The following is a 14,375-nucleotide window of genomic DNA, read 5'->3' as shown; positions in this document are numbered from 1 at the left end:
TGTTATGAACGCTCTTGCACCGGCCCGTCCTGTTTCAGCCATTCGGTGAACCCGCCCTCAAGGTGCAGCACGGGGGAGAGGCCCATCTCTTGGGCGACCTTGGCGCTGAGCGCCGAGCGCCAGGCGCTGGCGCAGTAGAAGACGTAGGTCTTGTCCTGGTTGAACACATCCTTGTGGTAGGGGCTGTCGGGGTCGATCCAGAACTCGAGCATGCCCCTCGGGCAGGAAAACGCGCCGGGGATCATGCCTGCGCGTTGCAGCTCGCGGATGTCGCGCAGGTCGATGAAGACGTAGGCGTCATTGTCATAGAGCGTCTTGGCTTCGGCCACGGGCATGGTTTTGACCTTTGCGTTCGCCTCGGCCAGAAGCGTCTTGATCCCTTTGGTGATGGTCTGCGGCATGGCTCTGTCTCCCCATTGTGTGTGCGCAGGCTGTCTGAAACTGCGTCGGGCGGCAAGGGGTTGCCTCTGCCCGTGTGCCCGCTAGGGTCTGGCACCAAGCAGAGAAAAGGATTTCCCATGAAGATGAACCCGTTGGGCCGCACCGGCCTGCAGGTGTCCGAACTGTGTCTGGGCACGATGACCTTTGGCACTCAGACCGGCGAGGCTGAGGCACACGCGCAGATGGATCTGGCGCTGGCCTCGGGCATCAATTTTGTCGACGCGGCCGAGATGTATCCGGTGAACCCGATCTCGGCCGAGACTGTGGGTTTGACCGAAACGATCATTGGCAATTGGAATGCAGCCCATGCGGGGCAGCGGGGCGACTACATCCTGGCCACCAAACACTCAGGGTCCGGATTTACCCATGCCCGCGACGGTGCGCCAATCTCGGCGGCGACCATTCCGGGGGCCATCGAGGGCTCCCTCAAGCGGCTGCAGACGGATTACATCGACCTCTACCAGTTCCACTGGCCCAATCGCGGCAGTTACATGTTTCGGCAGAATTGGACCTATGATCCGTCGGGGCAGAACCCGGGCGAAGTGCTGAAGAATATGGTCGAGTGCCTGGAGGCGCTGCAGGCGCAGGTAGATAAGGGCAACATCCGCGCCTTTGGCTTGTCGAACGAAAGCGCCTGGGGCACGGCGCAGTGGCTGCGGCTGGCCGAGGCGGGGCATGGCCCGCGGGTGGCCTCGATCCAGAATGAATATTCGCTGCTTTGCCGGATGTATGACACCGATCTGGCCGAATTGAGCGTGAACGAGGATGTGGGGCTGATGGCCTTTTCGCCGCTTGGGACCGGGTTGCTGACGGGAAAATATCAGGGTGGCGCGGTGCCCGAAGGGTCGCGCAAATCCATCGTGCCGGGCCTGGGCGGGCGTCATTCGGATCGGGTTTATGACGCTGTGGATGTCTATCTGGAGATTGCCGCCAAGCACGGGCTGGACCCGGTGCACATGGCGCTGGCCTGGTGCCGGACGCGGCCCTTCATGGCCTCGGCCATCTTTGGCGCAACGCGGATGGACCAGCTGGAACACGTTCTGGGCGCGGTGGATGTGGTGCTGTCGGACGAGGTTCTGACAGAGATCAACGAGGCGCATCGGGCGCATCCGATGCCCTATTGAGGGGAACGGGGAGGGGGGCGCTGCCCCCCGCCTGCGGCTCCCCCCGGAGTATTTTCTAAAAGGTGAAGATTAGTGGTGTGTGGGTTGCCCGTGGTCCTGTCTGAGATCGCGGGCGGTTTGGCCGTGGGCTGTGCGAAAGGCGCGGGCAAAGCTGGATTGTGAGGTGAAGCCGGTGGCCACGGCCACATCCATCAGAGACATTTCCGTGTCCGTCACCAGGCGGCGCGCCTCGGCCAGACGCAGGTGCAGGTAGTGATCCTGTGGCGTGGTGTTCAAGCGCAGGCGGAATTGCTGCTGCAGCGTGCGCGGGCTGGTGCCCAGGGTCGTTGCGATGTCGGTCAGGGGCATCGGCTCGTCCAGCGCAGCCTCCATCAGCGCGTTGGCCTTTGCGGTCAGCGCATTGTGGCGGTGCGGCAGCCCGGTGCGGCTTTGCGGTTTTGTCGGTGCGGGGGCACCGTCGTAGAGGAAGAGGCCCGAGACGCGCGAGGCGAAGCCGGACCCATGGCGCGCGGCGATGATCTGCAACATCATTTCGATGGCAGGCATGGCCCCGCCAGACGTCAGGCGATTTTCGGACAGGGTGAAGCGGTCGCGCAGCACCTCGATCTCGGGGAAGCGGTTGGCGAAGTTGCCCAGGTCTTCCCAATGGGTCGTGGCCGTGTGGCCATCGAGCAAGCCTGCCTCGGCCATCAACCAGGGTCCTCCGTCGATGCCCGCAATCGTGGCGCCGCTGGCCGCGATGCGGCGCAGGCCAGCCAGCAGGCTGGGGGTGGCGTGGCGCGCCAATTGGAAACCGGCGATGACGATCAACAGATCGCAGCCTTCAAGGCGCGCCAGCGGAATGCCGGGCACGGCAAGCCCGCTGGTCAGGTGGGCGGGCGCATCCGTGGCGGTGACATAGTCCCAGTCAAACGCCGGACGGTCGGCCAGCCGATTGGCCGCGCGCATTGGATCCACGGCTGCTGCAAAGCTGAGCGTGTTGCAGTCGTCCAGCACCAAAACGGCCGTTTTCAGGGCGCGGTGCTCGGGGTGCAGTATGTTTTTTGCGGATTTCATCAAGTTCGATTCGCATCATGTGAAGTTTCGATGACAAAGCTGCGCCAGAGTCGGGGATGAACGCAAATTGGAATCCGTGGACAAGCCTGGGGATAAGCACAGGCAAAAGACGGTAAATCGAAGGGAAAACGCAAATGCCTTTGGAAATGAACCGCGAAGTCTTCATCACCTGTGCCGTCACCGGCTCGGGCGGGACGCAGGATCGCAGCCCTCATGTGCCCCGTTCGCCCCAGCAGATCGCTGACAGTGCGATCGCGGCGGCCAAGGCAGGCGCGGCAGTGGTGCACTGTCACGTACGCGATCCGGAAACCGGCGCGCCCTCGCGTGACATGGGCATGTTCCGCGAAGTTACGGATCGTATCCGCGATGCGGAAGTGGACATGGTGTTGAACCTGACCGCCGGTATGGGTGGGGATATGGTGTTTGGTGGGGTGGAAAACCCGTTGCCCTTGGCCGAGGCGGGCACTGATCTGGTTGGTGCGTCCGAGCGGGTGGCGCATATCGCGGAATGCCTGCCCGAGATTTGTACTCTGGATTGCGGCACCATGAACTTTGCCGAGGCTGACTATGTCATGACCAACACCCCCGGCGCGCTGCGTGCTATGGGGCAGATGATGACCGATTTGGGTGTGAAGCCCGAGATCGAGGCGTTTGACACCGGTCATCTGTGGTTTGCCAAACAGCTGGTGAAAGAGGGTGTTCTGGAACCCAATGCACTGGTGCAGCTGTGCATGGGCGTGCCTTGGGGCGCGCCAGATGACCTGAACACCTTTATGGCGATGGTCAACAATGTGCCGGACGACTGGACCTTCTCGGCCTTCTCATTGGGTCGAAATGAGATGGCCTATGTCGCGGCTGCCGTTCTGGCGGGCGGCAACGTGCGGGTTGGCCTTGAAGACAACCTGTGGTTGGAAAAGGGCGTGCTAGCCGAGAACTGGCAGCTGGTGGAACGCGCAGGGTCGATCATCGAGAATATGGGCGCGCGGGTCATTGGACCGCAGGAAGTGCGCGAGAAGCTGGGTCTGGTGAAACGGGCGCCGGTGGCGAAATAAACCAGCCTTGGTGTTTGGGGCTTATCGGGGTGGTGGGCCCGCCCACCCACCCCTTTTTTGCCGCTGCGCGGCAGGTATTCATTGGAGCTGACAGATGAAAACAGCAGCAATCATCGGTGGTGGCGTAATCGGTGGCGGATGGGCCGCGCGGTTCCTGCTCAATGGTTGGAACGTGCGGGTGTTCGATCCGGACCCCGAGGCCGAGCGCAAGATTGGCGAGGTTCTGGACAACGCGCGTCGTTCGTTGCCGGGGCTGAGCGATGTGCCGCTGCCCGCGGAAGGGGCTTTGACCTTTCACGTTGAAATGGCCGATGCCGTTCAGGGCGCGGATTGGATTCAGGAAAGCGTGCCGGAACGGCTGGATCTGAAGCTGAAGGTCTACAAGGGGCTGCAAGAGGCCTGTGATCCGGGCGCGGTGATTGGGTCGTCGACCAGCGGGTTCAAACCATCTGAGCTGCAAGAGGGCGCATTGCGGCCCGAGCAGATCGTAGTGACGCACCCGTTCAACCCGGTCTATCTGCTGCCGCTGATCGAGGTCGTGCCGACCGAAGCCAACAGCGCCGAGTTTGTGTCCCATGCGCAGGACCTGCTGAAATCGGTTGGGTTCTTTCCGCTGCACGTCAAAAAGGAAATCGACGCGCATATCGCCGATCGTTTCCTTGAGGCCGTCTGGCGCGAGGCGCTGTGGCTGGTCAAGGACGGCATCGCCACGACTGAGGAGATTGACGAAGCCATCCGCATGGGGTTCGGCATTCGTTGGGCGCAGATGGGCCTGTTCGAGACCTATCGCGTGGCGGGTGGCGAGGCTGGTATGAAGCATTTCATGGCGCAGTTTGGTCCGGCGCTGGAATGGCCCTGGACCAAGCTGATGGATGTGCCTGAATTCACTGATGAACTGGTCGACCTGATCGCCGGACAGTCGGACGCGCAGTCAGGCATGCATTCGATCCGCGAGTTGGAGCGTATCCGCGACAACAACCTGGTGGGTATGATGCGTGCGCTCAAGGCGCAGAATTGGGGCGCGGGGGCGGTGCTGAACGCCCATGATGCGGCGTTGAAACCGGGCGCGTTGCCAACGCTGGATCAGGCGGACCTGAGCCAGCCGATCCTGACGCTGGCCCGTGCTGTGCCGCTGGATTGGACCGATTACAACGGACATATGACCGAGTCCAAATACCTGGAGGCATTTGCCAATTCCACCGATCGGTTCATGGAAATCATCGGCTGTGATGCGGATTACATCGCATCCGGAGGCAGCTATTTCACGGCCGAGACGCACATCCGTCACATCGACGAAACCCACGCTGGCGCCAAGATCGAGGTGCGGACTCAGATGCTGTTGGGGGCGGGCAAGAAACTGCATCTGTTCCATTCCATGTATGAGGGCGAAAAACTTCTGGCGACGGGTGAGAGCTTTCTGTTGCACGTGAGCTTGGAGACCCGGCGGCCTAGCGCGCCCTCGGCCGAGATTGAGGCGGCGCTTGCGCGAGTGGCCGAAGGGCAGTCAGGCTTGCCATACCCTGACGGGGCGGGCAACGCGATCCGCAAACCTGCATGAGCCAGAAGGTCCTGATCACGGCTGGCGCGTCCGGAGTTGGGCGCGCCATGGCCGAGGCCTTTGCCCAAGCAGGCGCACGGGTCTGGGTGGCGGATGTGGACCCAGCTGCTTTGGCGGCGTGTCCCGAGAGTTGGCGGCGCAGTGAGGTGAACGTCGCCGACGAAGCCTCGGTTGCGGTGTGGTTTGCCGAGGTCGAAGCCGCCTGGGGTGGATTGGATGTGCTGTGTGCCAACGCTGGCATCGCGGGACCAACAGCATTGATCGAGGATGTGGAGCTGAACGCTTGGCGGGCCTGTTTGGCCGTCAATCTTGAAGGGGCGTTCCTGTGTTCGAAATACGCGGCTCCATTGCTGAAACGGCAGGGCTCTGGTTGCGTTCTGATCACCTCGTCTACGGCCGGGCAATATGGCTATCCCAACCGCGCGCCTTATGCGGCGGCAAAATGGGGGATGGTTGGCTTGGGCAAGACATTGGCGATGGAGTTGGGCTCCCATGGTGTGCGATGCAACGTGATTTGCCCCGGGTCCGTCGAAGGCCCGCGGATTGAGGGCGTGATGGAGCGTGAGGCCGCCGCCAAAGGTATGACCCGCGATCAGGTCTATGCAGGCTATGCCTCGGGCACCTCGATGGGGTCCTTCATCGAAGGGCGCGATATCGGCGCGATGGCGGTATTCCTGGCCTCGGATGGGGCACGGTTGGTGTCGGGGCAGGTGATTGCCGTCGACGGGCACACGGTGAACCCCGATCCCAAGGTATGAGGGCGCGCCCGGCAAAGCCGGGCGCGGGATTCTCGTAGCTCAGCTTCGCTGAGCCTGAACGGCCCGGCGGGCCGTGGGTCATGTGCCGCCAATGGCCGCGCGCAATTGCCTGAGATGGGTGGGGAAGTGTCGGGCGGTCAGATCAGCCTCGCGCACGAGCGTGTCGAAATGGCGCGTGAACGTCTCGATCCGGTCCTTGTCGCGGAACGCCATGTAATGACCTCCGGCGTAGAAAACGCACATCAACGGGCCAAAGATCGTGACGGGCGCCGAATAGAGCCGTTTGGCATCAAAGAGATAGATACGCAGGCGGGGGTAGAGCTGTTCGGTGAGCGCCAGAAAGTGGTCGATCTGTTCCAATCGTACCTCTAGTGACAGGCCGTGGTAATATCCTGTTGCGTGGGCAAAGCTGTGGATTTCATAAAGCGGCATGGCGATCTCGTAGTCCGACTGCGCGCTGCGCATCCAGGTCAGGCGATCCTCGGACGCGCCGATGGCCTGATCTGCCGTGCGTCCCAGATGCGGGGCGTATTCCCATTCCAAAAGCGTACGGGTCTTGAGCATGTCGGGCAGGGTCGCCGGAACATAACGGATCTTGTAGCCTGCCGCCTCTTGGTGCCAGTCAAAAATTCGTTCATCCACCAACGCGCGCGGCGCTTCGGTCAGGCTGAGCGACCCAGCCAGCAGTTCGGCGGCGCTTTCGGGACGGTCCGAAAGGCTGAGGAGCCAGTCCGCAGATACTCCCAAAGCACTGGCGCAGGCGCCCACCACATGGGCGTTGGGGAGACGGGCGCCGTCGTCGGTTAGGAGCTGCGAGATGGTCGAGCGGTCTACGCCGACCTGACGTGCCAGGGCGCTTTGGCTGATCTTGCTGTGCTCCATCGCCTTGGCCATGCGCAGGCGAAATTGGGCGGCGCGGATACGTTTGTCTATTTTTTCCACCATAAGGTGATAAATATCACAGTTGCTGAGTTTTGTTAATCATATTCAGAATTCTCAACTGTCCGATGCAGGCGTAACAAATCCGTGAACACCAAAAAGACGACACGCACGGAGGCAGAATGGAAACGCGGCAACGATCCCTGGTCAAGGCGGTGATCTGGAACTTGATGGGCTTGGGCATGATGACCCTGGTTGGGCTGATCGCCACCGGCTCGGCCGCTGTCGGCGGCACCTTGGCCATCGTCAACACGGCCATCGGACTGACGCTTTATGTGATCTATGAACGCGTTTGGGCGGGTATCCGTTGGGGCCGCAATGTCTGAGCATCTGCGCAGTCCCGCGACATCGCCGGAATGGGGTACGTTTGCCCTGATCGTCGCCTGCTACGCCGCTTGGGGCCTGGTGATCTTTGGCCTGGCGCAATGGTCTATTCTGGCTGCCATCCTGCTGGGCGGACTTGTCGCTGCGATGCATTCCTCGCTGACGCATGAGGCCCTGCACGGGCACCCGTTTCGCACAAAGTGGCTGAACGAGGCGTTGATGGCGCTGCCGCTTACGCTGTTTATCCCTTACAATCGGTTTCGGGATCAGCATCTGGCGCATCACCTGGATTCGAACCTGACCGATCCCTATGACGATCCGGAATCGAATTTTCAGGACCCGGCCGTCTGGGCTGCTATGCGGACATGGAGGCGGGTGCTTTATTCCATCAACAACACCATGCTGGGACGCATCGTTCTTGGGCCCTTGATCGGGCAGATTTGCTTTACGCTTGAGGAACTGCGCGGCGCGGCGCGCGGGGATGGGGCGATTTGGCTGGCCTGGGCGTTGCATCTGCCCGGCGTCGCCGTCGTCATCTGTATTGTGGCGCAATCGCCGATGCCGATATGGGCCTGGGGCATCGCGGCTTATATCGGGCTGGGGCTGGTCAAGATCCGCACCTTTCTGGAACACCGCGCGCATGAGAAATCCCGAGCCCGCACAGTCGTGATCGAGGATCGCGGATTGCTGGCCTTTCTCTTTCTCAACAATAACCTGCATGTTGTGCACCATATGAACCCACAAGCGCCCTGGTATCGGTTGCCTGCGCTTTATCGGGCCGACAAGGACCGTTACCTCGGCTGCAACGAGGGCTATGTTTACAGATCATACGCAGAGGTTTTTCGGCGGTATTTTCTGAAAGCCAAGGATCCGGTACCGCATCCGCTCTGGCCTGACGTATAAAAGCGGGTCATACGGGGGACATGAGTATCTGGATCCCTGTTACGCTTGCCGCCGCTGCCTTTCAGACCGTGCGGTTCATGCTGCAAAAGTCGCTGAGCACCGTGAAGCTTTCGGCAGCAGGCGCGACGTTTGCGCGCTTTGCCTATTCCGCGCCTTTGGTCGTGGCCGGGCTGCTGCTGTATCTGCTGATCAGCGGGCGCAGCCTGCCAAAGCTTGATCTGACGTTCTGGAGTTTTGTTGTCGTTGGGGGGACGGCGCAGATCCTGGCCACCATCTGCGTGGTGGCATTGTTCAAGCAGCGCAATTTTGCTGTCGGGATAACCTTCAAGAAAACCGAGGTGATCCAGACCGCTCTGGTGGGGCTGATCATATTAGGCGAAGGCGTGTCGCTTTGGGGCTTTGTGGCCATCCTGATCGGGTTGATGGCGGTTTTGCTGCTGTCCAAGACACCCGGCGGAGATGGCAAATGGTGGGCGCATCTGACCAACCGCGCCTCGCTGCTGGGATTGGGGTCCGGGGTGCTCTTTGCCTTTTCCGCTGTCAGCTATCGCGGTGCCTCGCTGCAACTGGGTGATCTGGAGCCTGCGTTTCGGGCCGGGATCACATTGGCAGCAGTGACCAGTTTTCAGATGATTGCGATGGCGTCCTGGCTTGCCTGGCGTGATCGGGCAGAATTGCGCGCAGTGTGGGAGACGCGGAACACGGGCCTGTTTGTGGGGCTGACCAGCATGGGCGGGTCGTTTTGCTGGTTTCTGGCCTTCACCTTGCAGAACGCGGCCTACGTCAAAGCGCTTGGGCAGATCGAGTTGATCTTCAGCCTGATGGCTTCGGTTCTGTTCTTTCGGGAAAAGATCACCGGGCGTGAGATTGCGGGCATCGCCTTGCTCGGAGTGTCGATCCTGGCGCTGGTGATGGCGATCTGAGGAGAGGGGGCACTCCCGCGTCCAAGCAAGCCTGACTGCGTCAGCTCTGCTAGCGGACTTGGGCGTAGCGCCGGGCGCGGCCCGGCACGGGCGCGTTCCCTGCTGATGAGGCGCTAAGTGTACCACCAAAGCGCCACCCGCCGAGCGAAGCGAGGCCCGGCCCAACGGGAGGAGGTTTTTCGTCAGAAAAATCGACGACGGGCGGGAGCGCCCCCGATTACCTGTGTACACGGATTGCCGGAACTCGGGGGCGGGTCCGGTCAGGGATGGTCTGGCATTGGATACCCGCGCAAGCGTAAAAACAGACTGGCCTCGTCGTTGTTGTGGAAATAGGGTACCGATTCCGGCGGTTTATGGTCCTGGACGCGGGCGGCGACTTCGGCCAGGACCACCTCGGTAATGAAGGGCAGGTCGAATTGGCGGGCTTCGCTCAATTTGATCCATTGCAGATGCGACAGCTCGTCCGACGCGTGGGTAAAATCATCCAGATCCCCCTGGATGTCATCGGCATCGACCAGAAAAAACCGCGCGTCGAACCGACGCGGGCGGCCCGGCGGGGTCAGGGCGCGGAACACGAATTGCAAGCTTTGCGCCGACGGCAGGTGGCCGGTGGCCGCAAAAGTCGCCCAATCGGACGGAACGTCACCCTGCCAGGCGCCGGGCGTGCCCAGGACCAGTCCGGTTTCTTCCCACAACTCGCGGATTGCGGCCACGGCCAAAGGGTGAGAGAGCCCCTCGGGCGCGTCATCGCACAGGCGGTTTTCGCATACCTCGGGCAGGGGCGTGGCCAGCGGAACCGAGGCATCCTCGGCGTCCACAGCCCCACCCGGAAAGACGAACTTGTTCGGCATGAATGCGGCCTTGGCGCCGCGTTGCCCCATCAGAATGGCCGGATCGTTCATACGGTCGCGTAAAACGATAACGGTGGCCGCATTGCGAATAGCTGTTTTATCTGTGCTCATGTCCCCTCACGCATTCGAAGGGTCAGCCGGATTTCCCGAACCCGTGCATCCTGCGCGCCCATTGGTAGGCCACGATCACACCCTTCAATCTGGGAAGAAGGTAGAGCGACAAGGACAGACAACCAAGGGCAAAGATTGCAAAAAGCGTCAGTGGCTCGGGCCGGTACTGAGCATAGGCCACATGCAGCGCGGGTGCCATCAGGTGGCCGACGATCAGAATGGTCAGGTAGGCCGGGCCATCGTCGGCGCGGTGGTGGAACAACTCTTGACCGCATACGGAACATGCGTCGTTCACCTTGAGATAGCTGTGCAGCAACTTGCCCTTCCCGCAATTGGGGCAGCAGCGCCGATAGCCTTTGAACACAGCGGGCCAGGTGGGGCGGTCTGTTGCAGGGGGTGCCGTCTGATCCGTCATGTGATCGCCACTCATTCTGTCTCACTTGAAAACTACCACTTGTTCTGCGCCTCTTTCAGTCAGCAGGAAAGAGCGTGCATCCGCTTTGCGTCGGGATGTCGCGCGGGAGCACGCTGACAAGACACAAGGTTCCTTTCGCAAAGGCCGCTGAAAAAAGTTTCGCGACGGGCGACGGAAACCGCGGGGCGCGACGTTTGAATGGCATGATCGGCGACACGGGGTCGCCGTCCGAGCAAAGGAAAATGCAAAATGAAACAAGCAGGTTTTATTGCCGCCGTTGTGATTGCGGCAGCAGGTGTTGCGGGTACAGCGGTTCTGGCCAAAGGGCCACATGCGACGTTTCAAGAGTTGGACGCAGACGGCAATGGCGAAATCACCCAAGCCGAAATGGAGGCTCATCGTACAGCCCGCTTTGCCAAGGCCGACACTGACGGCGACGGCAAGCTGAGCCTCGAAGAAGCCAAGGCCAAAGGGCAGGAGCGTGCCGCCAAGCGTGCGGCCAAGATGTTTGAGCGTCACGATGCCAACAAAGACGGTTTTCTGGACGCCGAGGAGTTGCCGAAACCGCGCCGGGCGGGCAAGTTCTTTGACCGTATGGATAAGGACGGCAGCGGCGGCATTTCGGAGGCGGAATTTGCTGAGGCGCGCGAGCGTATGAAGGAGCATCGCAAGAAACGTGGTCATCAGGATCAAGACTGATCCGGAGTGGAGGATTTTGCCTCCATACCGTTTTCGGGTCATGGCGGGGATGTCGCCATGATCCAACTCAGCGACGATGCGTTGTTGGTGCTCTTTGCCAATGGTGATGGGCAGGCTGCGCGCGAGCTGACGGCGCGCCTTGGTCCACGTACCTTTTCGGTTGCCTTGCGTGTTTTGGGCAACCGGGTCGAGGCCGAGGATGTGGCGCAAGAGGCGATGATGCGCCTTTGGCGGGTGGCGCCCAGATGGGAGCAGGGGCGGGCCAAGGTGTCGACCTGGCTCTACCGGGTGACGTTGAACCTGTGCCTCGACTTCAAGCGCCGACAGCGGTCGGTGGATCTGGACACGGTGCCAGAGCCTGAAGACGGCGGGCCGAGCGTTGCCGAGCAACTCCAGAACAGGAGCCGCATGGATGCGCTGCAAGAGGCGCTGATGCAGCTGTCCGAACGGCAAAGACAGGCGGTGGTGCTGCGCCACATCGAGGAATTGAGCAACCCCGAGATTGCGGGGATCATGGACATCAGCGTCGAGGCGGTCGAAAGCCTGACCGCCCGGGGCAAACGCGCGCTGACTTCGGCCTTGTCGGGGCGGCGCGCAGAACTGGGGTACGGCGATGACTGACGAATTGGATCTGGAACAGATGTTTGCGGCGGCCCGCGCCCGACGGGACACGCTGCCCGACGCGCTTGCGGCGCGCATGTTGGCAGATGCTGCCCAAGTTCAAACCGATGGTCGGACAAATGGGGCAAAAACACCTGTTGCCACGCGCCCGGGGGTTTGGGCGCAGCTGCGCGCGGGGCTTGGCGGCTGGACCGGGATGAGCGGCCTGGCGACAGCATGTGCTGCTGGGGTCTGGATCGGGTTGGCACCGCCAGATTTCCTTCCTGATCCGGTGGGGCTCGTCTATCAGCAAGAATTGGAAGTGGACCTGATCTTTGGCGTCGATGAGACGGGGATCCTGACGGAGGACGGATAATGGCTGAGACCAAGACACCCAAATGGCCCTGGATGCGGATCCTGCTTGTTGCCTCGCTGGCGTTGAACCTGCTGTTTGTCGGCCTGGTCGTGGGCGCGGCCCTGCGCTTTGGAGGTCCCGAAAGCATGCGTCCGCCGCCGCGCAGCCTGGGCTCAGCGCTTTACAGGGCGCTGCCCGACGACGTGCGCCAGGAGATGCGCCATCACAGCCGATCAGGCCATGATGCGCGACGCAAGGGGGGCTTTCGCGAAGTTGGCACGGTCGTTGCCGCGCTGCGCGCCACGCCCTTTGATGCGGATGGGTTGAAAACCGTCCTGGATCAGCAATTGGAGCATCGCGAAGCTTTCCACCGCTCGGTTCAGGACAAGTGGTTTGAACGGATCAAGGAGATGAGCGACGCCGAGCGCGCGGCTTATGCGGATCGCCTCGAGGAGATCTCGAAGCGCAAGAAACACAAACGATAGGGATCAAGCGGCGGCCGCGATCAGAGACACCTGGTTGCGGCCGGCGCCTTTGGCTTCATAAAGGGCGCGATCGGCCTGCGCCAACAGACCCGGCACATCCTGGGGATGGAACCGGGTGGTCAGGAACTGACCATCAATAGCAAAGAGGCCAATGCTCGTCGTGATCGGGATCGGGGTTTTCTGGCCGGGAACGCGGAACAGCTCGCAATTGATCCGCTGGCACAGACGATCCGCAACCTCGAGCGCTTGCGCGCGTGACCTGTTGGGCAGAACCATCATGAATTCTTCGCCGCCCACTCGCGCCAGCACATCGTCGCCGCACAGTTGCGACCGAAGCCTGCGCGCAGTTTCCATCAAGACGGCATCGCCTGCGGGGTGGCCAAAACGATCATTGACCTGCTTGAAGTGGTCCAGATCCGCCATCATGACGGCAAAGCCTTGCCCCGTCAGCGAGGCTTCGCGCGCAATGCGGGCAAGTTCCGGCAGCGCAAAGCGGCGGTTATGAAGGCCGGTCATCGGATCGATCAACGCTGCGCGAAGCCCATCACGCACGCAGTCGCGGAAACGGTCCGCACGGGCCTTGCGCCGCAATTGGGTTTCCAGTCGCAGTGAAAGTTCTTCGACACAGAAGCCTGCGGGCATCACGTCGTCAGCGCCCCGGTCCAGGGCATCGGCGGCCAGATGGGCATTGGCCGGGTTCGGGACGGCGATGACGGCCGCATTGCGCGTAACGCTGCGGGCCCGCAAATCCGCCAGCAGTCTCAGCCCGGTGATGCTGTCGCACAGCTCGACCACGATGGCATCCGGTACCCGGTCGGTCAACAGATGCTGCATGTCGTCGATCTTGTGCAGATCCAGGTGATGGCGCGTGCACCCTTTTAGGCGTGCGCGCCAAACCGCGCCCGTTCCGGGGCTTTGCGTGATCAGGGCGATGTTGCTGGCGGGCAGGGGGCCGTGAAATGGCGGCGCGGCTTCGGCCAGACCCAAGGCCTGTGATCCACCCTGCATGCGCAGCTCTTCCGACCCGGTGTGCGCGCGGATCAGGCTGCGAATGCGCGCCAGCAGGATCACGTCGTCATAGGGTTGGCTGAGGACATCGTCGATCCCCGCCCCAAGGGCTGCCAACCGAGAGGTGCGATCGTTTTCGGCCGTGATTGCGATGATCGGGATGCCTGCGGTCGCATCATCCTGTTGCAGCAGATCTCGCACATCCAAAGCGCTGCCATCAGGGAGGGTCATGGCACAGAGAATCAGGTCAGGCTGCACCCGCCGCACCAGCGCCTCGAGCCCCAAGAGCCTGTCGCCTTGCACAACGTGATACCAGGCCGCAGACAGCTGCACCTTGAGCATGATGCGGTTTGTAGCCACCCCATCGAGTATCAAAATCGTTCCTTGCACGGCCTCCGCCTTTCGACAGTTGCTTCCAATTCTTGCTAAAGTGTTTATGAGACTGGTTAACAAACCCTTTCCGCCCGGAAATTGACGGAGCAGACATGCCATTTTCCGCCGATGCAGCCGAAACTCTGGCCCTGAATGCCTTGGGTTGGCTGGTTGCAAACGACGAGTTGCTGCCGGTGTTTTTGAGCTCGACCGGTGCGTCTGAGGCGGACGTCAAGGCGCAGATGGCGAATCCGGAATTCCTGGGCTCGGTGCTGGACTTTCTGATGATGGATGACGCCTGGATCGTTGCATTCTGCGACGCGAACGATATTTCCTATGATCACCCGATGCAGGCACGCGCCGTTTTGGCCGGGCCTGCGGATATGCATTGGACCTGACGA

The 14,375-nt window shown here is 61.5% G+C and carries 18 protein-coding genes; 12 read left to right on the top strand and 6 right to left on the bottom strand.

Annotated features, from left to right (window positions below; translation table 11 throughout):
• Window positions 1-2: 2 nt before the first annotated feature.
• Window positions 3-401: a rhodanese-like domain-containing protein gene (locus TRL7639_RS13570; RefSeq protein ID WP_085796159.1), complete on the bottom strand. Its 399-nt coding sequence runs from the start codon at window positions 399-401 to the stop codon at window positions 3-5.
• 117 nt (window positions 402-518) lie between these two features.
• On the opposite strand from TRL7639_RS13570, the gene TRL7639_RS13565 reads away from it, so the two are divergent.
• Complete coding sequence (locus TRL7639_RS13565; RefSeq protein ID WP_085796158.1) at window positions 519-1,565, top strand: aldo/keto reductase; 1,047 nt, start codon at window positions 519-521, stop codon at window positions 1,563-1,565.
• A gap of 69 nt (window positions 1,566-1,634) precedes the next feature.
• On the opposite strand, the gene TRL7639_RS13560 is transcribed toward TRL7639_RS13565, so the two are convergent.
• The gene (locus tag TRL7639_RS13560) at window positions 1,635-2,621 is read right to left on the bottom strand and encodes a GlxA family transcriptional regulator (protein WP_085796157.1); all 987 of its coding nucleotides are present in this window, start codon (window positions 2,619-2,621) and stop codon (window positions 1,635-1,637) included.
• Between the two features lie 134 nt (window positions 2,622-2,755).
• Here TRL7639_RS13560 and bcoG point away from each other — a divergent pair, with 134 nt between their 5' ends.
• From bcoG to TRL7639_RS13545, 3 genes are all read left to right on the top strand, one after another.
• Entirely contained in the window at window positions 2,756-3,673 is a 918-nt protein-coding gene (gene bcoG / locus TRL7639_RS13555; protein WP_085796156.1) for a 3-dehydrocarnitine:acetyl-CoA trimethylamine transferase BcoG, read from the top strand.
• 94 nt (window positions 3,674-3,767) lie between these two features.
• The gene (locus TRL7639_RS13550) at window positions 3,768-5,231 is read left to right on the top strand and encodes a carnitine 3-dehydrogenase (RefSeq protein WP_085796155.1); all 1,464 of its coding nucleotides are present in this window, start codon (window positions 3,768-3,770) and stop codon (window positions 5,229-5,231) included.
• Complete coding sequence (locus TRL7639_RS13545) at window positions 5,228-5,989, top strand: SDR family oxidoreductase (RefSeq protein ID WP_085796154.1); 762 nt, start codon at window positions 5,228-5,230, stop codon at window positions 5,987-5,989. Before TRL7639_RS13550 ends, TRL7639_RS13545 begins: the two co-directional genes overlap by 4 nt.
• A 78-nt stretch (window positions 5,990-6,067) precedes the next feature.
• On the opposite strand, the gene TRL7639_RS13540 is transcribed toward TRL7639_RS13545, so the two are convergent.
• On the bottom strand, window positions 6,068-6,934 hold the full coding sequence (locus tag TRL7639_RS13540) for a helix-turn-helix domain-containing protein (RefSeq protein ID WP_085796153.1): 867 nt from the start codon (window positions 6,932-6,934) through the stop codon (window positions 6,068-6,070).
• 116 nt (window positions 6,935-7,050) lie between these two features.
• On the opposite strand from TRL7639_RS13540, the gene TRL7639_RS13535 reads away from it, so the two are divergent.
• The 3 genes from TRL7639_RS13535 to TRL7639_RS13525 are packed head-to-tail and all read left to right on the top strand — an operon-like array spanning window position 7,051 to window position 9,078.
• Entirely contained in the window at window positions 7,051-7,254 is a 204-nt protein-coding gene (locus TRL7639_RS13535; RefSeq protein ID WP_085796152.1) for a DUF2061 domain-containing protein, read from the top strand.
• A complete protein-coding gene (locus TRL7639_RS13530) occupies window positions 7,247-8,155 on the top strand; it encodes a fatty acid desaturase (protein WP_085796151.1) in 909 nt (302 codons plus the stop codon). The genes TRL7639_RS13535 and TRL7639_RS13530 overlap by 8 nt, the downstream gene beginning before the upstream one ends.
• Before the next feature lie 20 nt (window positions 8,156-8,175).
• Window positions 8,176-9,078, top strand: coding sequence for an EamA family transporter (locus TRL7639_RS13525; protein WP_085796150.1), 903 nt, complete (start codon window positions 8,176-8,178; stop codon window positions 9,076-9,078).
• Between the two features lie 260 nt (window positions 9,079-9,338).
• Here the strand turns inward: TRL7639_RS13525 and TRL7639_RS13520 are convergent, their stop codons facing one another.
• Both TRL7639_RS13520 and TRL7639_RS13515 read right to left on the bottom strand, forming a co-directional pair.
• Window positions 9,339-10,040: an NUDIX hydrolase gene (locus tag TRL7639_RS13520; protein WP_085796149.1), complete on the bottom strand. Its 702-nt coding sequence runs from the start codon at window positions 10,038-10,040 to the stop codon at window positions 9,339-9,341.
• Between the two features lie 22 nt (window positions 10,041-10,062).
• On the bottom strand, window positions 10,063-10,455 hold the full coding sequence (locus TRL7639_RS13515; protein WP_085796433.1) for a DUF983 domain-containing protein: 393 nt from the start codon (window positions 10,453-10,455) through the stop codon (window positions 10,063-10,065).
• Window positions 10,456-10,704: 249 nt separating this feature from the next.
• On the opposite strand from TRL7639_RS13515, the gene TRL7639_RS13510 reads away from it, so the two are divergent.
• From TRL7639_RS13510 to TRL7639_RS13495, 4 genes are read left to right on the top strand one after another with little or no spacing between them, the layout of a single operon-like run.
• The gene (locus TRL7639_RS13510; protein ID WP_085796148.1) at window positions 10,705-11,154 is read left to right on the top strand and encodes an EF-hand domain-containing protein; all 450 of its coding nucleotides are present in this window, start codon (window positions 10,705-10,707) and stop codon (window positions 11,152-11,154) included.
• A 57-nt stretch (window positions 11,155-11,211) separates the two neighbouring features.
• Window positions 11,212-11,775, top strand: coding sequence for an RNA polymerase sigma factor (locus tag TRL7639_RS13505; RefSeq protein WP_085796432.1), 564 nt, complete (start codon window positions 11,212-11,214; stop codon window positions 11,773-11,775).
• Window positions 11,768-12,130: a hypothetical protein gene (locus TRL7639_RS13500; protein ID WP_085796147.1), complete on the top strand. Its 363-nt coding sequence runs from the start codon at window positions 11,768-11,770 to the stop codon at window positions 12,128-12,130. The genes TRL7639_RS13505 and TRL7639_RS13500 overlap by 8 nt, the downstream gene beginning before the upstream one ends.
• On the top strand, window positions 12,130-12,594 hold the full coding sequence (locus TRL7639_RS13495) for a periplasmic heavy metal sensor (protein ID WP_085796146.1): 465 nt from the start codon (window positions 12,130-12,132) through the stop codon (window positions 12,592-12,594). Before TRL7639_RS13500 ends, TRL7639_RS13495 begins: the two co-directional genes overlap by 1 nt.
• Window positions 12,595-12,597: 3 nt before the next feature.
• Here TRL7639_RS13495 and TRL7639_RS13490 read toward each other — a convergent pair whose 3' ends face one another.
• Window positions 12,598-13,992 carry a diguanylate cyclase gene (locus TRL7639_RS13490; RefSeq protein WP_085796145.1) on the bottom strand — a complete coding sequence of 465 codons (1,395 nt, stop codon included), beginning with the start codon at window positions 13,990-13,992 and terminating at the stop codon, window positions 12,598-12,600.
• A gap of 95 nt (window positions 13,993-14,087) precedes the next feature.
• Between TRL7639_RS13490 and TRL7639_RS13485 the strand changes: the two genes are divergently transcribed.
• Window positions 14,088-14,372 carry a DUF3572 domain-containing protein gene (locus TRL7639_RS13485; RefSeq protein ID WP_085796144.1) on the top strand — a complete coding sequence of 95 codons (285 nt, stop codon included), beginning with the start codon at window positions 14,088-14,090 and terminating at the stop codon, window positions 14,370-14,372.
• The last annotated feature ends 3 nt before the right edge of the window (window positions 14,373-14,375 follow it).

It is taken from the genome of Falsiruegeria litorea R37 (assembly GCF_900172225.1).
GTDB classification, from domain to species: domain Bacteria; phylum Pseudomonadota; class Alphaproteobacteria; order Rhodobacterales; family Rhodobacteraceae; genus Falsiruegeria; species Falsiruegeria litorea.
Note: the sequence above shows the minus strand (reverse complement) of the source record. Positions and strands in the feature narration are given on the sequence as shown.

Excerpts from the sequence above, each read along its gene's own strand:
- TRL7639_RS13570 (WP_085796159.1), bottom strand. The coding sequence starts at position 401 with ATGCCGCAGACCATCACCAAAGGGATCAAGACGCTTCTGGCCGAGGCG.
- TRL7639_RS13565 (WP_085796158.1), top strand. The coding sequence starts at position 519 with ATGAAGATGAACCCGTTGGGCCGCACCGGCCTGCAGGTGTCCGAACTG.
- TRL7639_RS13560 (WP_085796157.1), bottom strand. The coding sequence starts at position 2,621 with ATGAAATCCGCAAAAAACATACTGCACCCCGAGCACCGCGCCCTGAAA.
- bcoG (WP_085796156.1), top strand. The coding sequence starts at position 2,756 with ATGCCTTTGGAAATGAACCGCGAAGTCTTCATCACCTGTGCCGTCACC.
- TRL7639_RS13550 (WP_085796155.1), top strand. The coding sequence starts at position 3,768 with ATGAAAACAGCAGCAATCATCGGTGGTGGCGTAATCGGTGGCGGATGG.
- TRL7639_RS13545 (WP_085796154.1), top strand. The coding sequence starts at position 5,228 with ATGAGCCAGAAGGTCCTGATCACGGCTGGCGCGTCCGGAGTTGGGCGC.
- TRL7639_RS13540 (WP_085796153.1), bottom strand. The coding sequence starts at position 6,934 with ATGGTGGAAAAAATAGACAAACGTATCCGCGCCGCCCAATTTCGCCTG.
- TRL7639_RS13535 (WP_085796152.1), top strand. The coding sequence starts at position 7,051 with ATGGAAACGCGGCAACGATCCCTGGTCAAGGCGGTGATCTGGAACTTG.
- TRL7639_RS13530 (WP_085796151.1), top strand. The coding sequence starts at position 7,247 with ATGTCTGAGCATCTGCGCAGTCCCGCGACATCGCCGGAATGGGGTACG.
- TRL7639_RS13525 (WP_085796150.1), top strand. The coding sequence starts at position 8,176 with ATGAGTATCTGGATCCCTGTTACGCTTGCCGCCGCTGCCTTTCAGACC.
- TRL7639_RS13520 (WP_085796149.1), bottom strand. The coding sequence starts at position 10,040 with ATGAGCACAGATAAAACAGCTATTCGCAATGCGGCCACCGTTATCGTT.
- TRL7639_RS13515 (WP_085796433.1), bottom strand. The coding sequence starts at position 10,455 with ATGACGGATCAGACGGCACCCCCTGCAACAGACCGCCCCACCTGGCCC.
- TRL7639_RS13510 (WP_085796148.1), top strand. The coding sequence starts at position 10,705 with ATGAAACAAGCAGGTTTTATTGCCGCCGTTGTGATTGCGGCAGCAGGT.
- TRL7639_RS13505 (WP_085796432.1), top strand. The coding sequence starts at position 11,212 with ATGATCCAACTCAGCGACGATGCGTTGTTGGTGCTCTTTGCCAATGGT.
- TRL7639_RS13500 (WP_085796147.1), top strand. The coding sequence starts at position 11,768 with ATGACTGACGAATTGGATCTGGAACAGATGTTTGCGGCGGCCCGCGCC.
- TRL7639_RS13495 (WP_085796146.1), top strand. The coding sequence starts at position 12,130 with ATGGCTGAGACCAAGACACCCAAATGGCCCTGGATGCGGATCCTGCTT.
- TRL7639_RS13485 (WP_085796144.1), top strand. The coding sequence starts at position 14,088 with ATGCCATTTTCCGCCGATGCAGCCGAAACTCTGGCCCTGAATGCCTTG.